The organism is Kitasatospora cystarginea (genome assembly GCF_039533515.1).
GTDB lineage: Bacteria > Actinomycetota > Actinomycetes > Streptomycetales > Streptomycetaceae > Kitasatospora > Kitasatospora cystarginea.
In genome coordinates, this window is the sequence record NZ_BAAATR010000004.1 from 281,655 (window position 1) to 306,574 (window position 24,920).

General features: G+C 72.5%; 18 protein-coding genes and 1 riboswitch. Of the genes, 4 read left to right on the plus strand and 14 right to left on the minus strand.

The genetic code is table 11. The features are described from left to right. The first annotated feature begins 12 nt into the window (after positions 1 to 12). On the plus strand, positions 13 to 462 hold the full coding sequence (locus tag ABD369_RS06995) for a GNAT family N-acetyltransferase (protein WP_344635344.1): 450 nt from the start codon (positions 13 to 15) through the stop codon (positions 460 to 462). 305 nt (positions 463 to 767) lie between these two features. After that, a complete protein-coding gene (locus ABD369_RS07000) occupies positions 768 to 2,411 on the plus strand; it encodes an APC family permease (protein ID WP_344635345.1) in 1,644 nt (547 codons plus the stop codon). A gap of 123 nt (positions 2,412 to 2,534) precedes the next feature. Here the strand turns inward: ABD369_RS07000 and ABD369_RS07005 are convergent, their stop codons facing one another. The 5 genes from ABD369_RS07005 to ABD369_RS07025 are packed head-to-tail and all read right to left on the minus strand — an operon-like array spanning position 2,535 to position 9,136. Then, positions 2,535 to 3,899, minus strand: coding sequence for a cobyrinic acid a,c-diamide synthase CobB (locus ABD369_RS07005; protein WP_344635346.1), 1,365 nt, complete (start codon positions 3,897 to 3,899; stop codon positions 2,535 to 2,537). Positions 3,900 to 3,909: 10 nt separating this feature from the next. Next, positions 3,910 to 4,515, minus strand: coding sequence for a cob(I)yrinic acid a,c-diamide adenosyltransferase (cobO, locus tag ABD369_RS07010; RefSeq protein WP_344635347.1), 606 nt, complete (start codon positions 4,513 to 4,515; stop codon positions 3,910 to 3,912). Between the two features lie 3 nt (positions 4,516 to 4,518). After that, on the minus strand, positions 4,519 to 6,582 hold the full coding sequence (locus tag ABD369_RS07015; RefSeq protein WP_344635348.1) for a putative cobaltochelatase: 2,064 nt from the start codon (positions 6,580 to 6,582) through the stop codon (positions 4,519 to 4,521). A 6-nt stretch (positions 6,583 to 6,588) separates the two neighbouring features. Further along, on the minus strand, positions 6,589 to 8,124 hold the full coding sequence (locus ABD369_RS07020; RefSeq protein ID WP_344635349.1) for a cobyric acid synthase: 1,536 nt from the start codon (positions 8,122 to 8,124) through the stop codon (positions 6,589 to 6,591). 55 nt (positions 8,125 to 8,179) lie between these two features. After that, complete coding sequence (locus tag ABD369_RS07025; protein ID WP_344635350.1) at positions 8,180 to 9,136, minus strand: cobalamin biosynthesis protein; 957 nt, start codon at positions 9,134 to 9,136, stop codon at positions 8,180 to 8,182. A gap of 118 nt (positions 9,137 to 9,254) precedes the next feature. Beyond that, positions 9,255 to 9,436, minus strand: a riboswitch (cobalamin riboswitch). Positions 9,437 to 9,687: 251 nt separating this feature from the next. Here ABD369_RS07025 and ABD369_RS07030 point away from each other — a divergent pair. Continuing rightward, positions 9,688 to 10,803 (plus strand): alpha/beta hydrolase family protein, encoded by a 1,116-nt coding sequence (locus tag ABD369_RS07030; protein WP_344635351.1) that lies wholly within the window; start codon positions 9,688 to 9,690, stop codon positions 10,801 to 10,803. Positions 10,804 to 11,053: 250 nt separating this feature from the next. Next, positions 11,054 to 12,559, plus strand: coding sequence for a hypothetical protein (locus ABD369_RS07035; RefSeq protein ID WP_344635352.1), 1,506 nt, complete (start codon positions 11,054 to 11,056; stop codon positions 12,557 to 12,559). Positions 12,560 to 12,733: 174 nt separating this feature from the next. Here ABD369_RS07035 and ABD369_RS07040 read toward each other — a convergent pair whose 3' ends face one another. The 9 genes from ABD369_RS07040 to ABD369_RS07080 form a co-directional block, all read right to left on the minus strand. After that, positions 12,734 to 13,612 (minus strand): CDP-alcohol phosphatidyltransferase family protein, encoded by an 879-nt coding sequence (locus tag ABD369_RS07040; RefSeq protein ID WP_425557550.1) that lies wholly within the window; start codon positions 13,610 to 13,612, stop codon positions 12,734 to 12,736. Next, positions 13,599 to 14,288, minus strand: a complete 690-nt coding sequence (locus ABD369_RS07045) for a phosphatidylserine decarboxylase (RefSeq protein WP_344635353.1) — start codon at positions 14,286 to 14,288, stop codon at positions 13,599 to 13,601. Before ABD369_RS07045 ends, ABD369_RS07040 begins: the two co-directional genes overlap by 14 nt. Before the next feature lie 614 nt (positions 14,289 to 14,902). Then, the gene (locus ABD369_RS07050; protein WP_344635354.1) at positions 14,903 to 16,105 is read right to left on the minus strand and encodes an acyl-CoA dehydrogenase family protein; all 1,203 of its coding nucleotides are present in this window, start codon (positions 16,103 to 16,105) and stop codon (positions 14,903 to 14,905) included. A 198-nt stretch (positions 16,106 to 16,303) separates the two neighbouring features. After that, positions 16,304 to 16,837, minus strand: coding sequence for a MaoC family dehydratase (locus ABD369_RS07055; protein WP_344635355.1), 534 nt, complete (start codon positions 16,835 to 16,837; stop codon positions 16,304 to 16,306). Positions 16,838 to 16,858: 21 nt separating this feature from the next. Further along, on the minus strand, positions 16,859 to 17,839 hold the full coding sequence (locus ABD369_RS07060; protein ID WP_344635356.1) for an HpcH/HpaI aldolase/citrate lyase family protein: 981 nt from the start codon (positions 17,837 to 17,839) through the stop codon (positions 16,859 to 16,861). A gap of 22 nt (positions 17,840 to 17,861) precedes the next feature. Continuing rightward, complete coding sequence (locus ABD369_RS07065) at positions 17,862 to 19,901, minus strand: protein meaA (RefSeq protein ID WP_344635357.1); 2,040 nt, start codon at positions 19,899 to 19,901, stop codon at positions 17,862 to 17,864. After that, entirely contained in the window at positions 19,901 to 21,238 is a 1,338-nt protein-coding gene (ccrA, locus tag ABD369_RS07070) for a crotonyl-CoA carboxylase/reductase (protein ID WP_344635358.1), read from the minus strand. The genes ABD369_RS07065 and ccrA overlap by 1 nt, the downstream gene beginning before the upstream one ends. A gap of 328 nt (positions 21,239 to 21,566) precedes the next feature. Beyond that, a complete protein-coding gene (locus tag ABD369_RS07075) occupies positions 21,567 to 22,493 on the minus strand; it encodes a TetR family transcriptional regulator (RefSeq protein ID WP_344635359.1) in 927 nt (308 codons plus the stop codon). Between the two features lie 185 nt (positions 22,494 to 22,678). After that, positions 22,679 to 24,457, minus strand: a complete 1,779-nt coding sequence (locus ABD369_RS07080; protein WP_344635360.1) for a 3-hydroxyacyl-CoA dehydrogenase family protein — start codon at positions 24,455 to 24,457, stop codon at positions 22,679 to 22,681. Between the last annotated feature and the right edge of the window lie 463 nt (positions 24,458 to 24,920).

Consider the following 24,920-nt stretch of genomic DNA (forward strand, 5'->3'; position numbering starts at 1 on the left):
ATACTCCGGCCCATGAACAGCGATCAAGGAAGCGGCCCGACCCTGACCGTCGGCGAGCGCGACACCGACCTCAACCAGCGGCTGAGCGAGGGGCTCGACGCCTTCAACGCGGCGGCCACGGGTGTGGCCGAGCAGGGCACGCTCTCGGTCAAGGTCACCGACGAGGCGGGCGAACTGATCGGCGGGCTGGCCGGGTGGACCTGGGGCGGCCTGTGCGGGGTCTCGTTGCTCTGGGTCCGCGAGGACAGCCGCAAGGACGGCTGGGGCAGCCGGATCCTGCGGGCCGCCGAGGAGGAGGCACTGCGGCGCGGCTGCGACCGCATGGTGGTGTCCTCCTTCACCTTCCAGGCGCCCGGGTTCTACCAGCGCCACGGCTACAAGGAGACCGGTCGGACCCTGGGCATCCCGGGCGGGCACGAGGACGTGCACTTCTTCAAGTCACTGAGCGGGCGGCAGGGTTAGACCGACCGGCCACGGGAACCGATCGTGCGTCCGGCACCGGCCCGGCGCACGACGGACTCCGCCAGGTGCCGCCTCCGGGGCTGGGGATGGGGGCCGGGGTGCGGGCCGGGACGCCGCAGCAAGCCGGACATACCATCCGACGACTCGGCCGAGGGGCGGCTGTGCCCGCGCGTGTCCGGGCCGCCGGGACTCCTCCGTGCCGGATCTGCGGCACCGTCGGCGTCAGCGCACCGCGCGACACCCCGACCCGACACCGCCGCACGGTCCCCGCGCACCCTCCGCCAGAGTCCCGAGAGGCCGAACGCATGGCATCGACCGACCAGATCACTCCGTCCGGCGCGGAAGGGAACGGCAGGCTGCGTCGCGAGGTGGGCCTGATCGGTCTGCTGTGGGCCTCGGTCGGCGCGATCATCGGCTCGGGCTGGCTGTTCGGGGCGAAGAACGCGGTGGTGACCGCCGGACCGGCCGCGCTGCTCTCCTGGGGCATCGGCGCGGTGGCCATCGTGCTGCTCGCCCTGGTGCACGCCGAACTCGGCGGGATGTTCCCGGTGGCGGGCGGCACCGCCCGCTACCCGCACTACGCCTTCGGCGGCTTCGCCGGGATGTCCTTCGGCTGGTTCTCCTGGCTGCAGGCCGCGACGATCGCGCCGATCGAGGTCCAGGCAATGATCAACTATGCCGGGCATTGGAGCTGGGCCCGCGGCTTCCTGCACCCCGACCACACCCTCACCGGTTCGGGCATCGCGGTCGCGGCAGGCCTGATGGCCCTCTTCGTGGTGATCAACTTCCTCGGCGTCAGGGTCCTCGCCCACACCAACAGCGCGGCCACCTGGTGGAAGGTGGCGATCCCGCTGCTCACCGTTCTGACGCTGGCGCTGACCGGGTTCCACGGCGGAAACCTCACCGTGCGCGGCTTCGCGCCGTACGGGGCCAAGGGCGTACTGGCGGCGATCAGCACCAGCGGGGTGATCTTCGCGCTGCTCGGCTTCGAGCAGGCGATCCAGTGGGCCGGTGAGAGCCTGAACCCCCGGCGCGACATCCCGCGGGCCGTGATCGGTTCGGTCGCCCTCGGGACGCTGATCTACATCCTGCTCCAGGCGGTCTTCATCACCTCGCTGCCGCCCGAGACCTTCACCAGCGGCTGGGCCGGGCTCAACTACCCCGGTATCGTCGGCCCGTTCGCGGGACTCGCCACCCTGATCGGCCTCGGCTGGCTGACCGTGCTGCTCTACGCCGACGCGATCATCTCCCCCGGCGGCACCGGACTGGTCTACATCACCTCCACTTCCAGGATCTCCTACGGACTGAGCCGCAACGGCTACGCCCCGCGGGCACTCCAGTGGACGGACCGGCGTTCGGTGCCCTGGGTCAGTCTGATCGTCGCCTTCGTGGCGGGGGCGCTCTGCTTCCTGCCGTTCCCGAGCTGGCAGCGGCTGGTCAGCTTCATCACCTCGGCGGTGGTGCTGATGTACGCGGGAGCGCCGCTGGCCTTCGGGGTGCTGCGCAGGCGGCTGCCGGAGACCGAGCGCCCGTACCGCCTGCCGGGCGGCGCGGTCGTCTCACCGGTCGCCTTCGCGGTCGCCGGCCTGGTGATCTACTGGTCCGGCTGGGACACCCTGTGGCGGCTCGGTCTGGCGATCCTGATCGGCTACCTGCTGATGGGCTCGTACGCCTGGTACGCCAACGCCAAGGGCCTGCCGGACGCCCCGCGGATGGACTTCGCCGCGGGCCGCTGGCTGCCGGTCTACCTGGTCGGGATGGGCCTGATCTCCTGGCAGGGCGGCTTCGGCGCGGGAGCCGCCGGCAACCTGCCGCTGTGGTGGGACATCCTGGTGGTGGTCGCCTTCTCGCTGGCCGTCTACTACTGGGCACTGCGGTGCGCGCTGCCCGCCGAGGCGATCGCGCGCAACATCCACGGCGTCCCGGTGACGGACGGGACCGGAGGCTGAACCACCGTCAGCGCACCGCCGCCCCGGGCCGGCGTGGTCGCCACCGCCTGCGGCGACGACCCGTGCGGAGCGGCTCGGCTCCGCTGCGGCCGAGTCGGAGCACCGGATCCACGCGGCCGCAGATCAGGCCGTGCGGTACCCGGCCGCCGCGCGGACCAGCCGTTCGGCCAGCGCCGGTGCGCCCGCCCAGTGCAGATGCAGGTACGAGGCGTGCACCGAGCCTGCCGTGAAGCCCTCCGTGCGCGGCCCGTCCGGACCGCGCCAGCCCCAGGCGGGCTGCGGGCCCGAGCCGGGCTCGCAGACGGTGCGGTGGAACTCGTGCCCGCGGACCCGCAGGCCGGCCGGGGCGAGCACGCTCTCGCGGACGGCCACCGCCTCGCGGTAGCCGAGGGTGAGCCGCTCGGTCATCCGGGCGGTGGTGTCGAGCACGCCGCACATCGGCTTCCCGTCCAACTCCCGGCCCAGGTACAGCAGTCCGGCGCACTCGGCGGCCACCGGCGCACCGGAGGCGGCCAACGCGGCGATCGAGGTGCGCAGCGCCGCGTTCTCGCTGAGCTCGCTGACGTACATCTCAGGGAACCCGCCGCCGATCACCAGGCCGGCCGTGCCGTCCGGCAGTCCGGCATCGTGCAGCGGGTCGAACGGGACGACCTCCGCCCCGGCCGCCGCCAGCAGTTCCGCGTTCTCCGCGTACGAGAAGGAGAACGCCGCACCCGAGGCGAGCGCGATCCTCGGCCGCCCGGGGACCGCCGACACCTCCCCGGCGGCCGACCACGGCTCGGCGTCCAGCGGCGGCGCGCTGCGCGCGAGCGCTACCAGCGCGTCCAGATCGACCGAGGCGGCGACCAGTTCACCCATGTCGCCCACCGCCCGCAGGGCCTCCGCGGAGCGTTCGACCGCCGGGATCAGGCCCAGGTGCCGCGACGGCGTCGCCACACCGGCCGCCCGCCGCACCGAGCCCAGCACCGGGACGCCGGAGCCCTCCTCCAGGGCCTCGCGGAGCAGCAGTTCGTGCCGGTCGGAGGCGACCCGGTTGAGGATCACCCCGGCCAGCCGGACCTCCGGATCCCAGGAGGCGAAGCCGTGCACCAGCGCGGCCACCGACCGGGACTGCGAGGAGGCGTCCACCACCAGCACCACCGGAGCCCGCAGCAGCTTGGCCACGTGCGCGGTGGACGCCAGCTCCCCGCGGCCCCCCGCCCCGTCGAACAGCCCCATCACGCCCTCGACCACCGCGATGTCCGCCCCGGCCGCGCCGTGCAGGAACAGCGGCGCGATCCGCTCCGGGCCGCACAGATACGCGTCCAGGTTGCGCCCGGGCCGTCCGGCGGCCAGCGAGTGGTAGCCGGGATCGATGTAGTCCGGGCCGACCTTGTGCGGGGAGACGGCGAGCCCCCGGGCGGAGAGCGCGGCCATCAGCCCGGTGGCGACGGTGGTCTTGCCCGCGCCCGAGGACGGCGCGGCGATGACGAGACGGGGGATGTTCACGTGCGTCGGACTACCACTCGATCCCGCGCTGGCCCTTGCGGCCGGCGTCCATGGGGTGCTTCACCTTGGTCATCTCGGTCACCAGGTCGGCGAAGGAGGTCAGCTCCTCGGGCGCGTAGCGGCCGGTGATCACCACATGCTGGCTGCCGGGGCGCTCCCCCAGCACCTCCAGCACCTCGGCCACGTCGACCCAGCCCCAGTGCATGGGGTAGGTGAACTCGTCCAGCACGTAGAAGCGGTAACGCTCGGCGGCCAGGTCGCGCTTGACCTGCTCCCAGCCCTCCTTGGCCGCCTCCTCGCTGGACATCGTCATCTCGGTGGACCGCTGCAGCCAGGACCAGCCCTCGCCCATCTTGTGCCAGTCCACCGTGCCGCCCTGGTCGGAGGCGCCGAGCACGCGCAGCGCGTTCTCCTCGCCGACCTTCCACTTGGCGGACTTCACGAACTGGAACACCCCGATGGACCAGCCCTGGTTCCAGGCCCGCAGCGCCATCCCGAAGGCGGCGGTGGACTTGCCCTTGCCGGGGCCGGTGTGGACGGCGGTGATCGGCAGGGTGCGACGCTGGCGGGTCGTCAGGCCGTCATCGGGGACGGACTCGGGAATGCCCTTCGGCATGGCTCAGGCTGCCTTTCGGTCGTAGGAGGCGGTGCGGTGCGCGTGGACCAGTGCGGTGACGCCGTCGGCCCGCAGCTCGTCCAAGGTCACTGCGGAGGCGCGCAGTTGGGCGGCGAGGGTGCGGGCGAGCCCCAGGCGCACCGGGCCGGACTCGCAGTCCAGCACCACGCTCGCCACGCCCTGCCCGGCCAGCAGCCCGGCCGCCCGCCCGGCCTGGGCCAGCGCGTCCCGCCCGCCGGTGGCCCGGCCGTCGGTGACCACCATCAGCAGCGGACGGCGGTGCGGGTCGCGCATCCGCTCCACCCGCAGCACCTCGTGCGCGCGCAGCAGGCCGGCCGCGAGCGGCGTACGGCCGCCGGTCGGCAGCTGCTCCAGCCGGGCGGCGCCGACCTCCACCGAGGAGGTGGGCGGCAGTGCCAGCTCGGCGGCCGAACCCCGGAAGGTGATCATCCCGATCTTGTCGCGGCGCTGGTAGGCGTCCATCAGCAGCGACATCACCGCGCCCTTGACCGCCGTCATCCGCTGTCGCGCGGCCATCGACCCGGAGGCGTCCACCACGAACAGCACCAGGTTGGACTCCCGGCCCTGGCGCACCTGTTCGCGGAAGTCGTCCCGGTGCAGCACCAGGGCGCGTGAGTCGCGGCCCCGCGCCAGCTGGTGCGGGGCGGCGGCGCGCAGCGTGGCGCTCAGGTGCAGCCGGTGCAGCGCGCCCTGCGGACGGCGCGCCCGGACGGTGTGCCCGCCGTCGGTCTCGGCGGGGGAGCGGCGGCCCTGGGCGCCCTTCCCGGTGCCGGGCACCTTGAACAGCCTGGTCCGGTACGGGTCTCCGGCGGCGGCCACCGGCGCCTTGGCGCCGCCGCCCGTGCCCTGCGGCGGGACGCCCGCCTCCGGGGCGGGCTCGCTCTGCGCGGCGGCGGCGCCGTCGGGGGCGTCACCCGGTGCGGGAGCTCCACCGCCGCCACCGGGGCCGCCGTCGCCCGGCCCGTCGTCATCGCCATCGCCATCGGGGTCCTGGTCGAGGGGCTGGCCGGGGTCCTCGTCGGGGCCGGACGGCTCCGAGTGCTCCGCCAGCGTCCGGTCCAGCTGCTCCTCGTCCAGCCCGGGCGCGTCGAAGGGGTTGCGCCGGCGCCGGTGCGGCAGGGCGAGCCGCGCGGCCCGGCGGACGTCCTCCTCCGCCACCTCGGTGCGCCCGTCCCAGGCCGCCAGCGCGACCGCCGTCCGGGCCATCACGATGTCCGCCCGCAAGCCGTCCACCTCGAACGCCGCGCACACGGCGGTGATTTGACGCAGCGCCAGATCAGTGAGTGCCACCTTCGGCAGCAACTCCCGTGCCGCGGTGATCCGTTCGGCCAGCGCCCGCTCGTCGTCCGCGTACCGCGCGGCGAAGCCCGCCGGGTCGGCGTCGTAAGCGAGTCGCCGCCGGACGACCTCGGCCCGCTCGTCCGGGTCGCGGGTGGCGGCGATCTCGACCGTGAGGCCGAAGCGGTCGAGCAGCTGCGGACGCAGCTCGCCCTCCTCCGGGTTCATCGTCCCGACCAGCAGGAACCGGGCCGCGTGCCGCACCGATACGCCCTCGCGCTCCACGTAGGAGCGGCCCATCGCGGCGGCGTCCAGCAGCAGGTCGACCACGTGGTCCTGCAGCAGGTTGACCTCGTCGATGTAGAGCACGCCCCGGTGCGCCTTGGCCAGCAGTCCCGGCTCGTAGGCCTTGACGCCCTCGGCCAGCGCCCGCTCCAGGTCGAGCGAGCCGACGATCCGGTCCTCGGAGACGCCGACCGGCAGCTCGACCAGGTGCGCCGGGCGCTGCTCGGCGGGCTGCGGGGCGTGCGGGCCGTCCGGGCACTGCGGATCGGCCGCCGCGGGGTCGCAGGCGAACCGGCATCCGGGCACGGTTGCGATCGACGGCAGCAGGCCGGCCAGCGCGCGCACCATGGTCGACTTGGCGGTCCCCTTCTCGCCGCGCACCAGCACCCCGCCCACCGCCGGGGAGACGGCGTTGAGCAGCAGCCCGAGCCGCAGGTCGGCCATGCCGACGATCGCGGTGAACGGGTACGGGAGGTCACTCATCAGCTCTCAGCTCTCCATCAGTCGCGGTGCACCGGGCGGAAGGAACGGCAGTCCGTCCGGTACCCCGTTCTCGATCAGCTTCCACAGCGCATCGGTGTCGGCGTGCTCCTCGATCAGGTCGCCGAGCCGGTCGAGCCTGGCCTCCCGGGCCGCCGCGAACGAGGTGTCCGGCGCGGGGACGAACTCCCGCCCGGAGGACTCGGCGATCCGGCGCAGCAGTCGGCGGCGGAAGGCGTCGTTCTCCAGTACGCCGTGCCAGGTGGTGCCCCAGACCGGGCCGAGGCGGCAGCCGTCCAGGCCGTGTCCGCGGCCGTCGGTGACGAAGGTCTCGCCGCCCTCGACCGACACCACACCGTGGTGGATCTCGTAGCCCTCGACCCGCTCGCCGAGCGCCTCGCCGACCGGCCGGGCCAGCACCTTCTCGGCACCGAAGACCACCCGGGTCGGCAGCAGGCCGAGCCCGGCGACCTCGCCGGCCCTGGACTCCACCTCGTCCACGATCACCCGCCCGAGCATCTGGTAACCGCCGCAGATCCCGAGCACCGGCAGCCCGGCGGCCACCCGCGCCTTCAGTGCGGGCTCCAGGCCGCGCTCGCGCAGCCAGGCCAGGTCGGCGACGGTGGCCCGGGTGCCGGGCAGCACCACCAGGTCGGCGTCGGCCAGCTCCTCGGGCCGGGTCGCCCAGCGGACCAGCACGCCGGGCTCCTGCGCCAGCGCGTCCACGTCGGTGAAGTTGGAGAGCCTCGGGAAGCGCACCACTGCCACCCGCAGGACGTCCCGGCCGACCGGCCCGCTCGCCTCCGCCCGGTCCACCACCGTGGTCAGGTCGAGCGAGTCCTCGGCGTCCAGCCACAGCCCGGAGAGCATCGGCAGGGTGCCGAGCACCGGGCGGCCCGTCAGCTGGCGCAGCATCTCCAGACCGGGCGCCAGCAGCCTGGCGTCGCCCCGGAACTTGTTGACGAACCAGCCCGCGACATGCCGCTGGTCTTCGGCCGAGAGCAGTGCCAGCGTGCCGTACATCGCGGCGAAGACCCCGCCCCGGTCGATGTCCCCGACCACCACCACCGGCAGTCCGGCGGCCGTGGCCAGCCCCATGTTGGCGATGTCCCGGTCCCGCAGATTGATCTCGGCCGGCGAGCCCGCGCCCTCGCAGACCACCACCTCGTACCGGCTGCGCAGATCGGCCAGGCACTCCAGAGCCCGCTCCAGCAGTACGGGCTTGCGCTCGCGGTAGTCCAGCGCGCCCACCTCGGCGACCGGCCTGCCGAGCAGCACCACCTGACTGCGGCCGTCGCCGCCGGGCTTCAGCAGCACGGGGTTCATCGCAGCCTCCGGCTCGATGCGGGCGGCCTGCGCCTGCATCGCCTGGGCGCGGCCGATCTCGGCGCCGTCGGCGGTGACGAAGGAGTTGAGCGACATGTTCTGCGCCTTGAACGGCGCCACCCGCACGCCCTGCCTGGCCAGCCAGCGGCAGATGCCCGCCGTGACCACACTCTTGCCCGCGTCCGAGGTCGTCCCGGCGACCAGCAGTGCCCCGCTCATGCTCCTCCGCTCCACTCAACAGTCCTTCTGCGGCCACTCGTTCCCGGGTTGCCGCTCACGACCGCCCCCGCCGCCAGGTCCACAGCGCCCGCCCGGTCACGGTGACCGCCAGCGCCAACGCCCCGACCCGTCGGGAGAGCTGACACGCCCGCTCGATGTCCGCCACCTCGACCGGCCGCAACTCCCCGCCGAGCACCGGCCGGTGCTCCACCCGCTCGCCGTACCGCAGCGTCCCGCCCAGCCGCACCCCGAGCGCCCCGGCGAAGCACGACTCGGCCTGCCCGGCATTGGGGCTCGGGTGCGCGGAGCCGTCCCGGCGCCAGACCCGCCAGGCGGTCCGCGGCTCGGGCGCGGCGGCCACCGTGAGCAGGGCGGTCAGCCGGGCACCGGGCCAGCCGGCCACGTCGTCCAGCCGGGCCGAGGCCCAGCCGAAGCGCAGATGGCGCGGCGAGCGGTGACCGACCATCGCGTCCAGCGTGTTGACGGCCCGGAAGGCGAGCAGCCCCGGCGTACCGGCCAGCGCACCCCAGGCCAGCGCGTTGACCACGGCGTCGGCGGTGTTCTCGGCCACCGACTCGACGACGGCGCGGGCGATCTGCTGCTCGTCCAGCGTGCTGGGGTCGCGGCCGCACAGGTGCGGCAGCCGCTCCCGGGCGGCGGCCAGATCGCCGGCCCGCAGCGAACGGCCGATCGTCCTGGCCTCCCGGGTGAGCGAGGTACCGCCGAGCACCGTCCAGGTCGCGGCGGCGGCCAGCGCCGCCTGCCCGTACCGGCTGCGCCCGAGCGCCCGCTCGGCGAGGTGCGCCCCGGCCGCGACCGAACCGACGCAGACTGCGGTGTACCCGGCGCCCGCCGCCCGCCGGTCGCGCCAGAGCGCGCGCTCCACCCGCCCGGCGGCGGCACCGAAGACGGCTACCGGATGCCCGCGCCGGGGGTCGGCGAGGACGGCGTCGGCCAGGTAGCCGGCGACACTGCCCAGTGCGAAGGCGGCGGCGCGGTTCAGGCGGGGCACGGTGCGGACACAGCGGCGGAGGCGGACCGCAAGGCGGGCACGGCCGGGTCGAACGGCGGCCGCACAGCGGCCAGGGCAGCCTGCATGGCGTGCGTGTCCTCACTCAGGGTCCGCGCCCTGGATCGACGTACCGGGGGCGAGAGTCTCCTGGCTCCCGGGTCGGACACACCCTCGGGCCTTCCAGCAGCCGGACGACCGGACCGCCGTGACCATGAGTCGAGCGTGCTCCCCGGTGACAGTGGCGGGACCGCGCCGGATTCGCACCGGCTTCCTCTGCATGCCTCCGTTTGGCTGAAAGATCCCACCACGGTCCGCGACCGGGAGTCAACAAACCGCGCGGAGGGCTTGATCACAGCCGTCTCGGCCGTCCACCGCCCACCGCGCGGCACACCGCACGGGGGTGGCGCCGGCTCCGCGGAGCCGCCCGGCTGCCCGCCGCCGCGAAGGCCCGGCCCACCGTCCGCACGGACGGACTACGCCCCGGTGGCAGGCCCGCCGTGCGGAGAGTGGACTGGAAGGTACCGCCCATGAAGGTCACACCGGGGAGCACTATGCGTTGGGGAACCGCCGCCGCCGTGGCGGCCACCGCAGTAGGAGCCGGAGCTGCGGTCATCCTGATCGGCCGCAGGGTGTCCGAGCGCACGGTCCGTCCGCAGCCCGGGAAGCCGGGCCTGGCCGCCACACTGCGGGTGCACGAGGTCGCCGCCGGACACGTCACCCTCACCCGGGCCCCGCAGACCGTACGCGCGGGCCGGTACGCGCTGGAGTGGGCCGGCGGCGGCCACGCGGTGGTCGGCGGGGTGCTGCGCACCGACATCCAGACCGTCACCCGCCGGCTGGAGCGTGCCGACAGCGGAACCCTCACCGTCGGCACCGAGGTCGAGCTGACCCCCCGGGTCCACCTCGGCGATCCGGCCACCGCCCTCGGCCTCGACTTCACCGAGACCGCCGCCCAGGGCGACCTCGGGCTGCTGCCCGCCTGGTACGTCCACGCCATGCGCGGCACCTGGGTGATCCTGGTGCACGGCCCGGGCGCCGACCGCACCCAGGCGCTCCCGGTGCTCCCGGTGCTGAACTCGCTGAAACTGCCGACGCTGACCGTGACCTACCGGGGCGACGCCGACGCCCCGCACCCACCGGACGGACTCGGCCACTTCGGTGAGACAGAGTGGCGGGACGTCGAGGCGGCCGTAGGGCTCGCCCTGGAGAGTGGCGCGGGACGGGTCGTGCTGTACGGCTGGTCGCTGGGCGCGACGATGTGCCTGTTGACCGCCGCCAGGTCCACCCGGCGGGAGTCGGTCGCCGGACTGGTGCTGGACTCCCCGATCCTCGACTGGCAGGAGAGCGTCCGCCGGGAGAGCGTCCGCGCCGGTGTCCCGGGTGTCCTCGCCGAGCTCGGCGCCCTGGCCGCCGAAGGCCGTACCAAGGTGGACCCGGCGGCCCTCGCCCGTCTCGCGGACGGTACTGACCTGCACCTCCCGACCCTGCTGCTGGGCAGCCCGGCCGACGGCATCGCACCGATCGAGGCCGCCCGCCGGCTGGCGCACCGCCGCTGGGACCTGGTGAGCCTGCACGAGGTGCCGGACGCGGAGCACGCCCAGCTCTGGAACGCCGACTCGGACGGCTACGCCGAGGTGCTGAGGCGCTGGCTCACTCCGCTACTCTGAAAACACTGTCACTCTCCGTAGATATTCAATCACATTAGCTGGAAGTGTCGAGGGTCCGGTTCCGGTGCGGATCTGGCGGATGGTCGATCGATTTGTTGGGTGCACGACAGTCAGAACAAGCCAACCATTCGAATGTCAAGCCCGGTTTGCGGGTTGTTGCCCGATCTCTTCCACCTCTTCACACCGGGCAGCCGAAGACGCGCCGAACCCGATGTGACAGAAGGCCGGTGCACGGGGAAGACTGCACGGCGTGACGTCTCGGAACCCGCGCGACCGTGATGCCCCGCTCCAGCCGACGATCGGTACCGGTGCGACGGTGACCCGTCTGCCCGGTGCGGCCCGCCGCGCCGACGGCGCGTACCCCGGCCACCCCGCCGGAGCCCGCCGCCGCGTCCCGGCACCCAAGCCGGGGCGCGGGAGAGTCCCGGTGCCCGACGGTTTCCCCGCTCCGGCCGAGCTCGCCCCGCTGGCCCGCCGGATGCTCGCGGACGCCGTACGGATCGCGCGCTGGGCCGGCGAGCTCGACAAGGTCGACCGCCGGGGCGAGCTGCTCCCCGAGGACGCCCGGGACGCCGGACACGCCCTGGCGATGACGGTCGGCGCCGCGGCCAAGGCCTGGGGTCAGGCCCTGCTGGTGGGCCTGGTCGAGCCGCGCGAGGGCGGCGCCGGGCCGGGCTGGCGGCTGCACGCCTGGGAGCACGACGACGAGGCCGTGATCCGGGGCTGGTCCGCGCTGTTCGACTCCTGGACGCTGGTCGCCCCCGTTCCGCCCGCCGCGATGCGCGGGGTCTTCGCCGTGCTCGCCGGGCAGGCCGTCGACCACGCGCCGCAGTTGCTGTCCTTCCTGCACCTGGTGGACGGCCCGGTCTCCGACGGCGAGCTGCTGGAGCTGCTCCGCCGGGGCCTGGACGAGCGCCGCCACGGCGTCGGGACGGGCACCCTGGCGCTCTCCCCGGTCCCGCACGCGGCCTCGGCCGTCTCCGCCGTCCGCGGCACCTGCCGCGAGCCGCAGGTGGACTCCCCGCCGGTCGCCCCCTCCGACGTCGCCGCCGTCCTCGACTGGATGCTGGACGGCCTCGCCGCCGTCGGCGCCCTGGTCCGCCGGGACGAGGCCGCGGAGCTCTCGCTGCTCGGGCACTGGGCCGTGCGCGCCAAGCTGGAGGAGATCTGCACGGTCGCCCAGACGGCCGCCGGGCACATCGAGCAGAGCGCCCTGGAGCTGCTGGACGCCTGCGCCAACTACTCCCCGGGCCCGGCCCGCGCCGAGTACCGGGCCTGGGTCGCCGCCCGTCCCGTGGACCGCGCGGTCGCCGAGCTGCTGGACGCCGCCCGGGGCGAGGACGCGCTGCTGCGCGGGCTCGCCTTCGAGGCGCTCCGGGTCGCCGGGGGCACCGCCGAGCAGGGCGTCCGGGCCGCCGTGGACGAGCCGGTGCTGCGGCCCTACGCGCTGCTCTGGCTGGCCGAGCAGTCGGACGAGGGGGTCTCCCCGGCCGATGTGCTCGGGGCGGTGGACGCCGCCTGGCTCTGGGTGGACACGGCCGCCGCCGTACTGGACCACGGTGAGACCGAGCTGCTGGTCGGCCATGTGGAGGGCGCTTCGGCGGGCGAGCCGGTGCGACTGTTCAACCGGGCCCGCCAGTCCGGCCACCCCCGCGCGGCCTCGGTCCTCACGGCCGTCGCGGGCGTCCATCCCGACCCCGCCGTCGCCCGCGCGGCCCGCCGCTCCGCCTTCAGCGTGCACCGCGGCGGCGCCTAGCCCCTCCGGGCGGCAGAGTGCCGGGTCCCGGGGAGGGACGGCCCGGTCCTCCGGGCAGCGGACGCTCGTGCCCCGGATTCCGTGCGAAGGCCCTCTGCAGGGTTCCCCGAGAACGACGAAGGGGCCCGGATCCTGTTCAAGGATCCGGGCCCCTTCCGGTGTTCAGGGTGGGCCTCAGCAGCCCCGCGACTCCGCGCGGCGGGCGCGCACGTCGCCCACCTTCTGCCCCACCTTGCGGCGGATGACCAGCAGCGGAGCCATCGCCGCCAGCGTGATCTGCGCGATCGCCCCGATGTGCATCAGCGTGTCACCGCCGGGCAGGCCGGCCGCCCAGGCCGCCAGGCAGCCGATGGAGACCACGATCCAGCAGAGCGTCGCGGTGGCGAGCAGCCCCTGCGGCTTCGGGTACTCGATCCGGCTCACCATCAGGTACGCCACACCGAGGATCATCAGCAGCCCGAGCAGCAGCGGCGGCTCGAGCAGCACGATGGCGATCACCGTCATCGCGCCCATCGGGCAGGGCATGCCCTGGAAGATCCCGGGCCGCATCTTGACGGCCGAGAACCGGGCCAGCCGCAGCACCACCGCGAGCAGCACGGTCACCGCGATGAACGCCGAGAGCTGCTGGTTGCTGTCCGGCGAGACGATGCCCCAGACCGCGACGAAGTAGGCCGGCGCGATGCCGAAGCTGATCAGGTCGGCCAGGTTGTCGAGCTCCGCGCCGAGTGCCGAGGAGCGCAGCTTGCGGGCGACCAGGCCGTCGAACAGGTCGCACATCGAGCCGATCAGCAGCAGCGTCACCGCGGTGGCGGCGCTGTGCCGGTTCGGCATCGAGTCGCCCATCAGGTGCGGCATCAGCACCCCGGTGGTGATCGAGTAGATCGCCATGAAGCCGCAGACGGCGTTGCCGAGGGTCAGGAAGTCGGCGGTGGAGAGGTGCTGCGGCGAGCGGGGAGCGCGCAGCTCGCGGTCGCGCGCCCAGCGGCGGCGGTGCAGGCTGGTCTCCTCCTCGTCACTCAGGCCGACGAGAGTCTCAGGATCAGTCACGGTCAAGGCGCGTCACCCCGGCAGTGGTCTTCTGGCCGACCTCTACGCCGACCTCGACGCCGGCCGGCAGGTAGGTGTCTACGCGAGAGCCGAAGCGGATCAGTCCGATCCGCTCGCCCTGCTCGACCTTGGTGCCGGCGTCCACGTACGGCACGATGCGGCGGGCCACGGCCCCCGCGATCTGCACCATCTCGATGTCGCCGAGCTCGGTGTCGAAGTGCCAGACGACCCGCTCGTTGCGGTCGCTGTCCTTGTTGAACGCCGGGACGTAGCCACCGGCGACGTGCTCCACCGACGTCACCGTGCCGGGCAGCGGCGCGCGGTTGACGTGGACGTTGAGCGGGCTCATGAAGATCGCGATCCGGGTGCGGCCGTCCGGCCAGGCGTCGATGCTCTGCACCACACCGTCGGCCGGGGAGATCACTCTGCCGGTGCCGATCTCGCGCTCCGGGTCGCGGAAGAACCACAGCATGCCCGCGCCGAGCGCGCAGGCCGGTACCGCTGCCAGGGCCCACTTGCCGTTCCGCCGGGTGAGGGCGGTGGTGAGGGCGGCAGTGGCCAGGGTCGGGACGAACCAGGGGGTGGCACCGCGCGCGATCGTCACGCGGGGACGCCGACCATCCGCCGGGGCGTCGAAGGCGCCGGTCGGAGCGGAGGTGTGAGGGGACGGGCTGATGGGCATCGAAGACCTTAGTCGCGGGGGATCATGGCCGCTGGACGGGGGCCACCGCGGGGATCGGTTGAGATGGGGACGGCTACTGTCCCGGTGGATGCTATCGGGACCAGGCGGTAGGTGGGCAAGCCGCCTGCGTGTTCAGGAGTCCGGTGCGGCGCCGATCTGTGCCTGCTATGTGTACGACCGTAGCTCGGTTCGACGCGGTTCCCCAAGGGGCTGAACGAGGCGCGTGACCCATGTCTCAATTCGGGTGAGAGCGACGGGACGGGTCCCGACTGACTGCCGGTCAGGTGGCGGCACCGCCCCCTCGGGAGGGGTTCGACAGGGTGCTGAGCACGCCCTGGGAGCCTTCCTGGGCGTCTCGAGGCGTGCGGATGTGCCGTAGGGCGCGCACCTATGGGTGCGCGCCCTACGACCTTCCCCGAACCGCCGTACCGCCCCCGATGGCTGACCAGGCCCGGGGACCGCGCGGTACGGCGGGGCCCGGAGGCGGGCCCGCACGCCTGCCCCCCGGCCTTCGAATGGCTCTACTGCACGGTGTTCCCCGAGCCCGGAATCGGCGTTGACCGAGTCCGGCATGGCCGGAATCCGGCCGCTGGGTCACCGGCGTGTTGCTCCGCTCACTCCGCGATGCGGTACTCCTCCAGCAGGCGGCGTCCCACGATCATCTTCTGGATCTCCGCAGTACCTTCACCGATCAGCAGCATCGGGGCCTCGCGGTAGAGGCGCTCGATCTCGTACTCCTTGGAGAATCCGTAGCCGCCGTGGATCCGGAAGGCGTCCTCGACGACCTCCTTGCAGTACTCGGAGGCGAGGTACTTCGCCATGCCGGCCTCGAGGTCGTTGCGTTCGCCGCTGTCCTTCTTGCGGGCGGCCATCACCATCATCTGGTGCGCGGCCTCGACCTTGGTGGCCATCTCGGCCAGCTTGAACTGGATCGCCTGGTGCTCGGCGATCTTCTTGCCGAAGGTGGACCGCTGCTGGGCGTAGGAGATGCCCAGCTCGAAGGCGCGGCGGGCGACGCCGCAGCCGCGGGCGGCGACGTTGACCCGGCCGACCTCGACGCCGTCCATCATCTGGTAGAAGCCCTTGCCGGGGACCCCGCCCAGGATCCGGTCGGCCGGGAGCCGGACGTCCTGGAGCACCAGCTCGGTGGTGTCGACGCCCTTGTAGCCCATCTTCTCGATCTTCCCGGGCACGGTGAGGCCGGGGACGGTCGGGTTGGGCCCGAAGCCGGGAGTCTTCTCGATCAGGAAGGTGGTCATGTTCTTGTACGGCGTGGAGCCGCCCTCGTCCGTCCGGCACAGGACCGCGACCAGGGTGGAGGTGCCGCCGTTGGTCAGCCACATCTTCTGGCCGTTGAGGACGTAGAAGTCGCCGTCCTTGACGCCCTTCGTGGTGATCGCCGCCACGTCGGAGCCGAGGCCGGGCTCGGACATCGAGAAGGCGCCGCGGATCTCGCCGGCCGCCATCCTGGGCAGGAAGTACTCCTTCTGCTCCTGGGTGCCGTGCGCGTTGATCATGTGCGCGACGATGAAGTGCGTGTTGACGATGCCGGATACCGACATCCAGCCGCGGGCGATCTCCTCGACCACCAGCGCGTAGGTCAGCAGCGACTCGCCGAGGCCGCCGAACTCCTCGGGGATGGTCAGGCCGAACAGGCCGAGCTGCTTCATCCCCTCCACGATCGCGGTCGGGTACTCGTCCTTGTGCTCCAACTCGGTGGCGACCGGGATGATCTCCTTGTCGACAAAGTCCCGCACGGTGGCGAGGATGTCCCGCTGAATCTCGGTGAGGCCGTCGGTCTGTGCGAGGCGTCCCATCGTGCGACTCCGTATATAGAGAGAAGAAGAGAGGTGTCAGAGGTCTCGCCGCGCGCAGTGCGTCCCGAGCGGCGGCGGGTGAGGGGGTGTACGGGGACCCTGCCGGCGTGGCTGCGGCAGCAGGGCCCCCGTGTCCGGATGGGGGTCGGCCGATGACGGCGGCCTACCCGACCGGGGCCTTGGGAGATCCGGGGGACCTCAGGAGAGCGGAGTGGGACGGCCGGGCTGCTCTCCCCCAGCCTGGCGGCCGGGAGGTGCCCCCTTGCCGCGCTCCTTGATGTACGTCTCGGTCGGCACCATCACCTTGCGCCGGAAGATGCAGACGACCGTGCCGTCCTGCTTGTAGCCCTTGGTCTCGACGTAGACGATGCCGCGGTCGTCCTTGGACTTGGACGGCCACTTGTCGAGCACCGTCGTCTCGCCGTAGATCGTGTCGCCGTGGAAGGTCGGCGCGATGTGGCGCAGCGACTCGATCTCCAGGTTGGCGATGGCCTTTCCGGAGACGTCCGGGACGGACATGCCGAGCAGCAGGGAGTAGATGTAGTTGCCCACCACGACGTTCTTGCCGAAGTCCGTCGTCTTCTCCGCATAGTTGGCGTCCATGTGGAGCGGGTGGTGGTTCATGGTGAGCAGGCAGAAGAGGTGGTCGTCGTACTCGGTGACCGTCTTGCCGGGCCAGTGCTTGTAGACCGCGCCGACCTCGAACTCCTCGTAGGTGCGTCCGAACTGCATCTCAGTGGTCTCCTCGGCGGGTCAGGACTGCGGGGGCTCGAACTTGGAGGTGCGCCGGAGCCCGGCGGCGCGGCCCTTGCCCGCGATGACCAGGGCCATCTTGCGGCTGGCCTCGTCGATCATCTCGTCGCCGAGCATCGCGGAGCCCTTGGCGCCGCCGGCCTCCGAGGTGCACCACTCGTAGGCGTCCAGGATCAGCTCGGCGTGGTCGTAGTCCTCCTGGCTGGGGGAGAAGACCTCGTTGGCGATGGCGACCTGGTCCGGGTGCAGCACCCACTTGCCGTCGAAGCCCAGCGCGGCGGCGCGGCCGGCCACCTCGCGGTAGCCGTCGGGGTTGCGGATCTGCAGGAAGGGACCGTCGATGGCCTGCAGGTCGTTGGCGCGGGCGGCCATCAGGATGCGCATCAGGATGTAGTGGTAGGCGTCCGCCGGGTAGCCGGGGGGCTGCTGGCCGACCACCAGGGTCTTCATGTTGATCGAGGCCATGAAGTCGGCCGGGCCGAAGATGATGGTCTCCAGGCGCGGCGAGGCGGCGGCGATCTCGTCGACGTTGACCAGGCCCTTGGCGTTCTCGATCTGCGCCTCGATGCCGATCCGGCCGACCTCGAAGCCCATGGTCTTCTCGATCTGGGTGAGCAGCAGGTCGAGCGCCTTGACCTGGGTGGCGTCCTGGACCTTGGGCAGCATGATGCAGTCGAGGTTCGGGCCGGCGCCCTCGACGACCGTGACGACGTCCCGGTACGTCCAGTGGGTGGTCCAGTCGTTGACCCGGACGACGCGGGTCTTGCCGCCCCAGTCGCCGCTGTTGAGGGCGTCCACGATGTTGTGGCGGGCGCTCTCCTTGACCAGCGGGGCGCAGGCGTCCTCCAGGTCGAGGAAGACCTGGTCGGCGGCCAGGCCCTGGGCCTTCTCCAGGAAGCGCGGGTTGCTGCCGGGAACGGCCAGGCAGGAGCGGCGGGGCCGCAGGCGGTTGACGGCGGCGGGCGACGGTTGTGCGGTCATGTGCGGGTGGTTCCTTCCGGGGTCAGCTGGTCGCGGCGTGCTGGTCGGTGGGCAGCGTCGCGGCCCAAGGCTGGAGCCTGTTGGCCAGCCGGATCTCGTCCACGATCCGGCCGATGATGGTGGTGATGCCGAAGTCCTTCGGGGTGAAGACTGCTGCGACCCCCGCGGCCTTGAGGGCCTCGGCGTCAGCAGCCGGGATGATGCCACCCACGACGACGGGCACATCCTCCACCCCTGCCCGGCGCAGCCGCTGCAGCACGTCGGGAACCAGCTCCGGGTGGGCTCCGGAGAGGATCGACAGGCCGACGCAGTGCACGTCCTCGGCGACCGCGGCGGAGACTATCTGCTCGGGCGTCAGCCGGATGCCCTGGTAGACGACCTCGAAACCGGCGTCGCGGGCGCGGACCGCGATCTGCTCGGCGCCGTTGGAGTGGCCGTCCAGGCCGGGCTTGCCGACCAGCAGCCGCAGCTTGCCCGCACCCAGCTCGGCGGCGGTGGCGGCCACCGCCTCGCGTACGGTGGCGAGTTCGCCGCCGGGCTCGGCCGCCACCGCGACCGGCGCACCGCCGACCCCGGTGGGGGCGCGGTACTCGCCGAAGACCTCGCGCAGGGCGAAGGACCACTCGCCGGTGGTGACGCCGGCGCGGGCGCAGGCCAGGGTGGCGGGCATCAGGTTGTCGCTGGTCGCGGCGGTGGCCTTCAGCTGCTCCAATGCGGCCTGGGCGGCGGCCTCGTCGCGGCCGGCCCGCCACTGTTCGAGCGCGGTGAGGACGGACTGCTCGGAGGCCGGGTCGACCACCATGATGGCGGTGTCCAGATCGGCGGTGAGCGGGCTCTCCTCGGTGGTGTCGAAGCAGTTGACCCCGACGATCCTGTCCTCGCCGGACTCGATCCGGGCCCGGCGGGCGGCGTGCGATGCCACCAGGTTGGACTTCAGGTAGCCGGACTCGACGGCCGGGATCACCCCGCCCATCTCCAGTACCTTGGCGATCTCGGCCTCGGCCCCGGCGAGCAGTTCGGCGGTCTTGGCCTCGACGACCGTGGAGCCGTTGAAGATGTCGCCGTACTCCAGCAGGTCGGACTCGTAGGCGAGCACCTGCTGGATCCGCAGCGACCACTGCTGGTCCCACGGCCGGGGCAGGCCCAACGCCTCGTTCCAGGCGGGCAGTTGGACGGCACGGGCGCGGGCGTCCTTGGACAGCGTGACGGCGAGCATCTCCAGCACGATGCGCTGGACGTTGTTCTCCGGCTGCGCCTCGGTCAGGCCGAGGGAGTTGACCTGGACGCCGTAGCGGAAGCGGCGCTGCTTCGGGTCCTCGATGCCGTACCGCTCGCGGGTCACCTTCTCCCACAGCTGGGCGAAGGCGCGCATCTTGCACATCTCCTCGACGAAGCGGACGCCCGCGTTCACGAAGAAGGAGATCCGGCCGACCACTTCGCCCATCCGCATCTCCGGCACCTGGCCGGAGTCGCGGACGGCGTCCAGGACGGAGATCGCGGTGCACATCGCGTACGCGATCTCCTGGACCGGGGTGGCCCCGGCCTCCTGCAGGTGGTAGCTGCAGATGTTGATCGGGTTCCACTTGGGGATGTTGGCGACCGTGTACGCGATCATGTCGGTGATCAGGCGCACGGACGGGCCGGGCGGGAAGACGTGCGTCCCGCGCGAGAGGTACTCCTTGACGATGTCGTTCTGGGTGGTGCCGGTGAGCCTCGCGATGTCGGCGCCCTGCTCCTCGGCGACCACCTGGTAGAGCGCCAGCAGCCACATCGCGGTGGCGTTGATCGTCATCGAGGTGTTGGTCTGTTCGAGCGGGATGCCGTCGAACAGGGTGCGCATGTCGCCGACATGGCCCACCGGCACGCCGACCCGGCCGACCTCGCCGCGCGCGAGCACGTGGTCGGAGTCGTAACCCGTCTGGGTCGGCAGGTCGAAGGCGACGGACAGACCGGTCTGGCCCTTGGCGAGGTTGCGGCGGTAGAGCGCGTTGGAGTCGCTCGCCGTGGAGTGGCCGGCGTAGGTGCGCATCAGCCAGGGCCGGTCACGCTTCTGATCTGTCATCAGATGTTCCTGAAGCGGTTGATCGCGTCGATGTGCTTGGCGCGGAACTCCTCGTTGCGCACGCCCAGGCCCTCCTGCGGGGCCAGGCAGAGCACGCCGACCTTGCCCTGGTGCTTGTTGTGGTGGACGTCGAGGGCGGCCTGGCCGGTCTGCTCCATGGGGTAGACCTTGGAGACCGTCGGGTGGATCTTGCCCTTGGCGATCAGGCGGTTGGCCTCGAACGCCTCGCGGTAGTTGGCGAAGTGCGAGCCCACGATGCGCTTGAGCGACATCCACAGGTAGCGGTTGTCGTACTGGTGCATGTACCCGGAGGTGGAGGCGCAGGTGACGATGGTGCCGCCCTTGCGGGTGACGTACACCGAGGCGCCGAAGGTCTCCCGGCCCGGGTGCTCGAAGACGATGTCCACGTCCTCGCCGCCGGTGAACTCGCGGATCCTGGAGCCGAACCGCTTCCACTCGCGCGGGTCCTGGGTGTGCTCGTCCTTCCAGAACCGGTAGCCCTCGGCGGAGCGGTCGATGATCGCCTCGGCGCCCATGGCGCGGCAGATCTCCGCCTTCTGCTCGCTGGAGACCACGCAGATCGGGGTGGCGCCGCCGGCCAGCGCGTACTGGGTGGCGTACGAGCCGAGCCCGCCGCTGGCGCCCCAGATCAGCACGTTGTCGCCCTGCTTCATGCCCGCGCCGTTGCGCGAGACCAGCTGGCGGTAGGCGGTGGAGTTGACCAGCCCGGGGGAGGCGGCCTCCTCCCAGGTGAGGTGCTTGGGCTTGGGCAGCAGCTGGTTGGTCTTCACCAGCGCCAGCTGGGCCAGGCCGCCGAAGTTGGTCTCGAAGCCCCAGATGCGCTGCTCCGGGTCCATCATCGTGTCGTTGTGGCCGTCCGGGGACTCCAGTTCGACCGAGAGGCAGTGCGCGACCACCTCGTCACCGGGCTTCCAGGCGTTGACCCCGGCGCCGGTGCGCAGCACCACGCCCGCGAGGTCGGAGCCGACGATGTGGTGCGGCAGGTCGTGGCGCTTGGTGAGCGGGGAGAGCTTTCCGTACCGCTCGAGGAAGCCGAAGGTGGAGACCGGCTCGAAGATCGAGCTCCAGACGGTGTTGTAGTTCACCGCGCTGGCCATCACGGCCACCAGGGCCTCGCCCGGGCCGAGTTCGGGGAGGGGCACCTCGTCGAGGTGGAGGGACTTGCGCGGATCCTTGTCGCGGCTGTCGAGGCCGGCGAACATCTGCTCCTCGTCCTTGTGGAGCGTCACCGCTCGGTAGGACTCCGGCAGCTTGAGCGCGGCGAAGTCCGCCGGGGTGCTGTCGGGGCTGAGGATCGCGTCGAGGATTTCCTTCATGGCTGCCTCCGAAGGCGTACCTGTGTGAGGGGCTGCACAGGGCGTCTGGGGGAGCCGGGAGCGGACACCGGCTTCACTGTCGGTCTGAGGGTGGGTGGTGCCTGCGACGGGTGGTGGAGTCGCACCGGACGAGGCGCGCCGAGGTGGGGAGCCGCGGCGCCGCGACTGGCGAGTAACAAGGTAGTGGCACCCTGTGCCACTCGTAAAGACACTGGGTGTCATCAATTCGGGTGAATGCGACGGCTGTTCGAAAGCCGTGAAACGGGCACGGGAAGGGCCCGTCCCGCTACTGCGGAACGGGCCCTGAAAACCCGTCTGACCTGCGTGATCAGCTTGCCGGAGTGCCGTTCAGCGCGGCCCTGATCCGGTCCACCACCAGGTCCAGCGGAGCGTCGGTGCGCGCCACTGTGATGAGCACCTCACCGCCGGGGCTGGCACTCAGTGCGCTCACTGCCGCCCCTCCGAGAGCCGACAGCGTGTCATCACTGGCACCGGGTGCCACGGGAGTGCCACGCCGTCGCATCCGATGCGGAGCGGTCGCCCAGAACGTCCCCCTGATGACCTCGAAGGAGTGGTCCAGCTGCGCCTCGACGTCGCCGTGGCCGCCCGCGCGCAGCCAGCGCCGCAGCACGTGGTTGTGCGCCGCGACCACGGCCGCCGCCGACACCTCGGCCAGCATCGAGTCGTCGTCCCCGCCGCGCCGCCAGCCGGGCGGGATCTCCTCGGCCGCGTCGAACCGGCCGAGGAGGTACCGGGTGAACAGCCGCTCGTACCGGGAGACCACCGCGATCTCCCGCTCGCGCAGCGCCGGGACCTGACGGATCAGCTGGTACCGGGCCACCGACACCCCGGGCGTGGAGGCGTACATCCGCAGCACCTCCTTGATGCCGCGGCAGACCACGTCCAGCGGGTGCTCCTCGGGCCCGGCGCTGGCCAGCAGGTCGGCCACCCGGACCAGGGTGTCGTCGTGGTCCGGGAAGATCGCCTCCTCCTTCGAGCGGAAGTACCGGAAGAAGGTCCGCCGGGCCACCCCGGCCTCGGCCGCGATCTGATCGACCGTCGTCTCCTCGTACCCCTGCGAGGCGAACAGCTCCATCGCGGCCTTGGCCAGGTCCTGGCGCATCTGCTGCCGTTGGGCCGCCGCCCGCCGGTGACCGGCGGAGGAGACCCCCGCCGCCGACTGCGCCGCCAGCGCCTGTACCGCCAGTGCCTCTTCGAGGGCCGACTGCTCCGCGGATGACTGATCCCGATCCATGTCAGGCACGCTACACGCCCCGGCGGCCGGGCCCGCGGCCTTGGGGCGGCGCACCGGTGCCACCGGCCCGGTCGAGGCCGGCCGGGGCCACCGGGAGGAGACCGTCCCCGGGCCCCAGGCCGGGCGCGGAGGCAGCCCGCCGACCGGGCGGGAGCCGGGCGCAGGGCCCTGCGCCGGCCGGCCGGTCACCGGCGTGCGTGGTCGCGGAAACCGCGGCCGGTCTTGCGGCCCAGGCACCCCGCCGCCACCAGGTGCTCCAGCAGCGGCGCCGCCGCCAGACCCGGCTCGCGGAACTCCTGGTGCAGCACCTTCTCGATGGCCAGCGACACGTCCAGCCCGACCACGTCCAGCAGCTCGAACGGGCCCATCGGGTAGCCGCAGCCCAGCTTCATCGCGGTGTCGATGTCGTCCACCGTGGCGTAGTGCTCCTGCAGCATCCGCACCGCGTCGTTCAGGTACGGGAACAGCAGGGCGTTGACGATGAACCCGGCCCGGTCCCCGCACCCCACCGGGTGCTTGCGCACCGCGGCGCACAACTCCAGTACCGTCGTGGTGACATCGGCCGAGGTCAGCACGGTGGAGACCACCTCGACCAGCTTCATCGCCGGGGCCGGGTTGAAGAAGTGCATCCCGATCACGTCCTGCGGCCGCGAGGTCGCGGTCGCACAACTGATCACCGGCAGGCTGGAGGTGGTGGTGGCCAGCACCGCGCCCGGCTTGCAGATCTTGTCCAGGGTCGCGAACAGCTCGCGCTTGACCGCCAGATCCTCGGCCACCGCCTCCACCACCAGGTCCACGTCGGCGAGTTCGGCGTACGAACCGGTCGGGACCACCAGCTCCAGCGCCGCCCGGGACTGCTCCTCGGTCAGCCGGCCCTTGGCCACCGACCGCTCCAGCGACCTGGCCAGCTGCGCCCGGGCCCGGTCGGCCTTGTCCTGGCTGCGGGCGGCGAGCAGCACCCGGTACCCGGCCTTGGCGAAGACCTCGGCGATCCCGGTCGCCATGGTGCCCGAGCCGCAGACGCCGACGGCGCGCACCTGGCGCCCGGCGGCCGCGGGCGCGCCGGTGCGGGCGGCCTGGTCGGCGACCACCTTCGACGAGCCCGGCGCCTCGTAGGTGTAGAAGCCGCGGCCCGACTTGCGGCCGAGCAGCCCGGCCGCGACCAGCTGGCCGAGGATCGGCGCGGGGGCGTGCAGCCGGTCCCTGGACTGCTCGTACATCGCCTCCAGCACGGTACGGGCGGTGTCCACACCGATCAGGTCCAGCAGCGCCAGCGGGCCCATCGGCAGGCCGCAGCCGAGCCGCATCGCGGCGTCGATGTCCTCCCGGGTGGCGTACTTGGACTCGTACATCGCGGCGGCCTGGTTGAGGTACGCGAACAGCAGGCCGTTGACCACGAACCCGGCCCGGTCACCGGCCGCGACCGGCTCCTTGCCCAGCTCGCGGGCGAACTCGGCGGCCTGTTCGGCAGTCTGCGGCGAGGTCAGCACGGTGCGGACCACCTCGACCAGCTTCATGCTGTGCACCGGGTTGAAGAAGTGCAGGCCCAGCACCCGCTCGGGGCGGGCGGTGGCGGCGGCGATCCGGGTGACCGACAGTGCGGTCGTGCCGGTGGCCAGCACGGTCTCCGGCGGGCAGATCCGGTCCAGCTCGGCGAAGACCTCCCGCTTGAGCTCCAGCTGCTCGGGGACCTCCTCGATCACCAGGTCGGCGTCGGCCGCCGCGTCCAGCCGGTCGCCGACCGAGATCAGCGCGAGCAGTGCCGTACGCTCCTCGGCGGTGAACCGCTCGCGCTGGACGGCGTGCGCGGTGGCCTCCTCGATCCGGGCCAGCGCCCGCGCGGCGGCGTCCGGGCCGGCCTCGATGCCGATCACCCGGCGGCCGCTGCGCGCGACGGCCACGGCGATACCGGCGCCCATGGTGCCGAGGCCGACCACGGCGACGGTGGGGAAGGGACGCTTCATGAGTCCTGACTCCTTGTCATGGTCCCCGCGCCGCGCTCCGGTACTGCGCCGGGGCAGCGCTGTGCCGCGGGCGTACCGGAGGAGGGTGCGGCGGCGCGGGGGAGTGGTGATGACGGTTGCGGCACCGCAGGACGGTCCGGTCCGCTCCGGCCGTGCTGCGGAAGTGCCGTGGTGCTCAGGCGCGCTGGATGAGCTGAAGCGACGCTGACGCTGGTGGAGTGCCGGCCGTCGCCCGAGTCGGGGCTCGGCCGGGAAATGGGCATCCGCGCCGGGCCCGTGGAACGCGCGATGGCACGTCGGACGCCGGTCCCGCCGGTGCGGCTCCCGAAGCCCGGCGGTGGTGCGTGCGGTCACTGTAGCGAAGTTACTGCCGCGTAGGAAGAGTTGCGGGCGGAGTCCGGGCATGACGAAGCCCCCGCCGCTCCTCCCTTGACAAGGGTGGGCGGCGGGGGCTTCGGGGCCT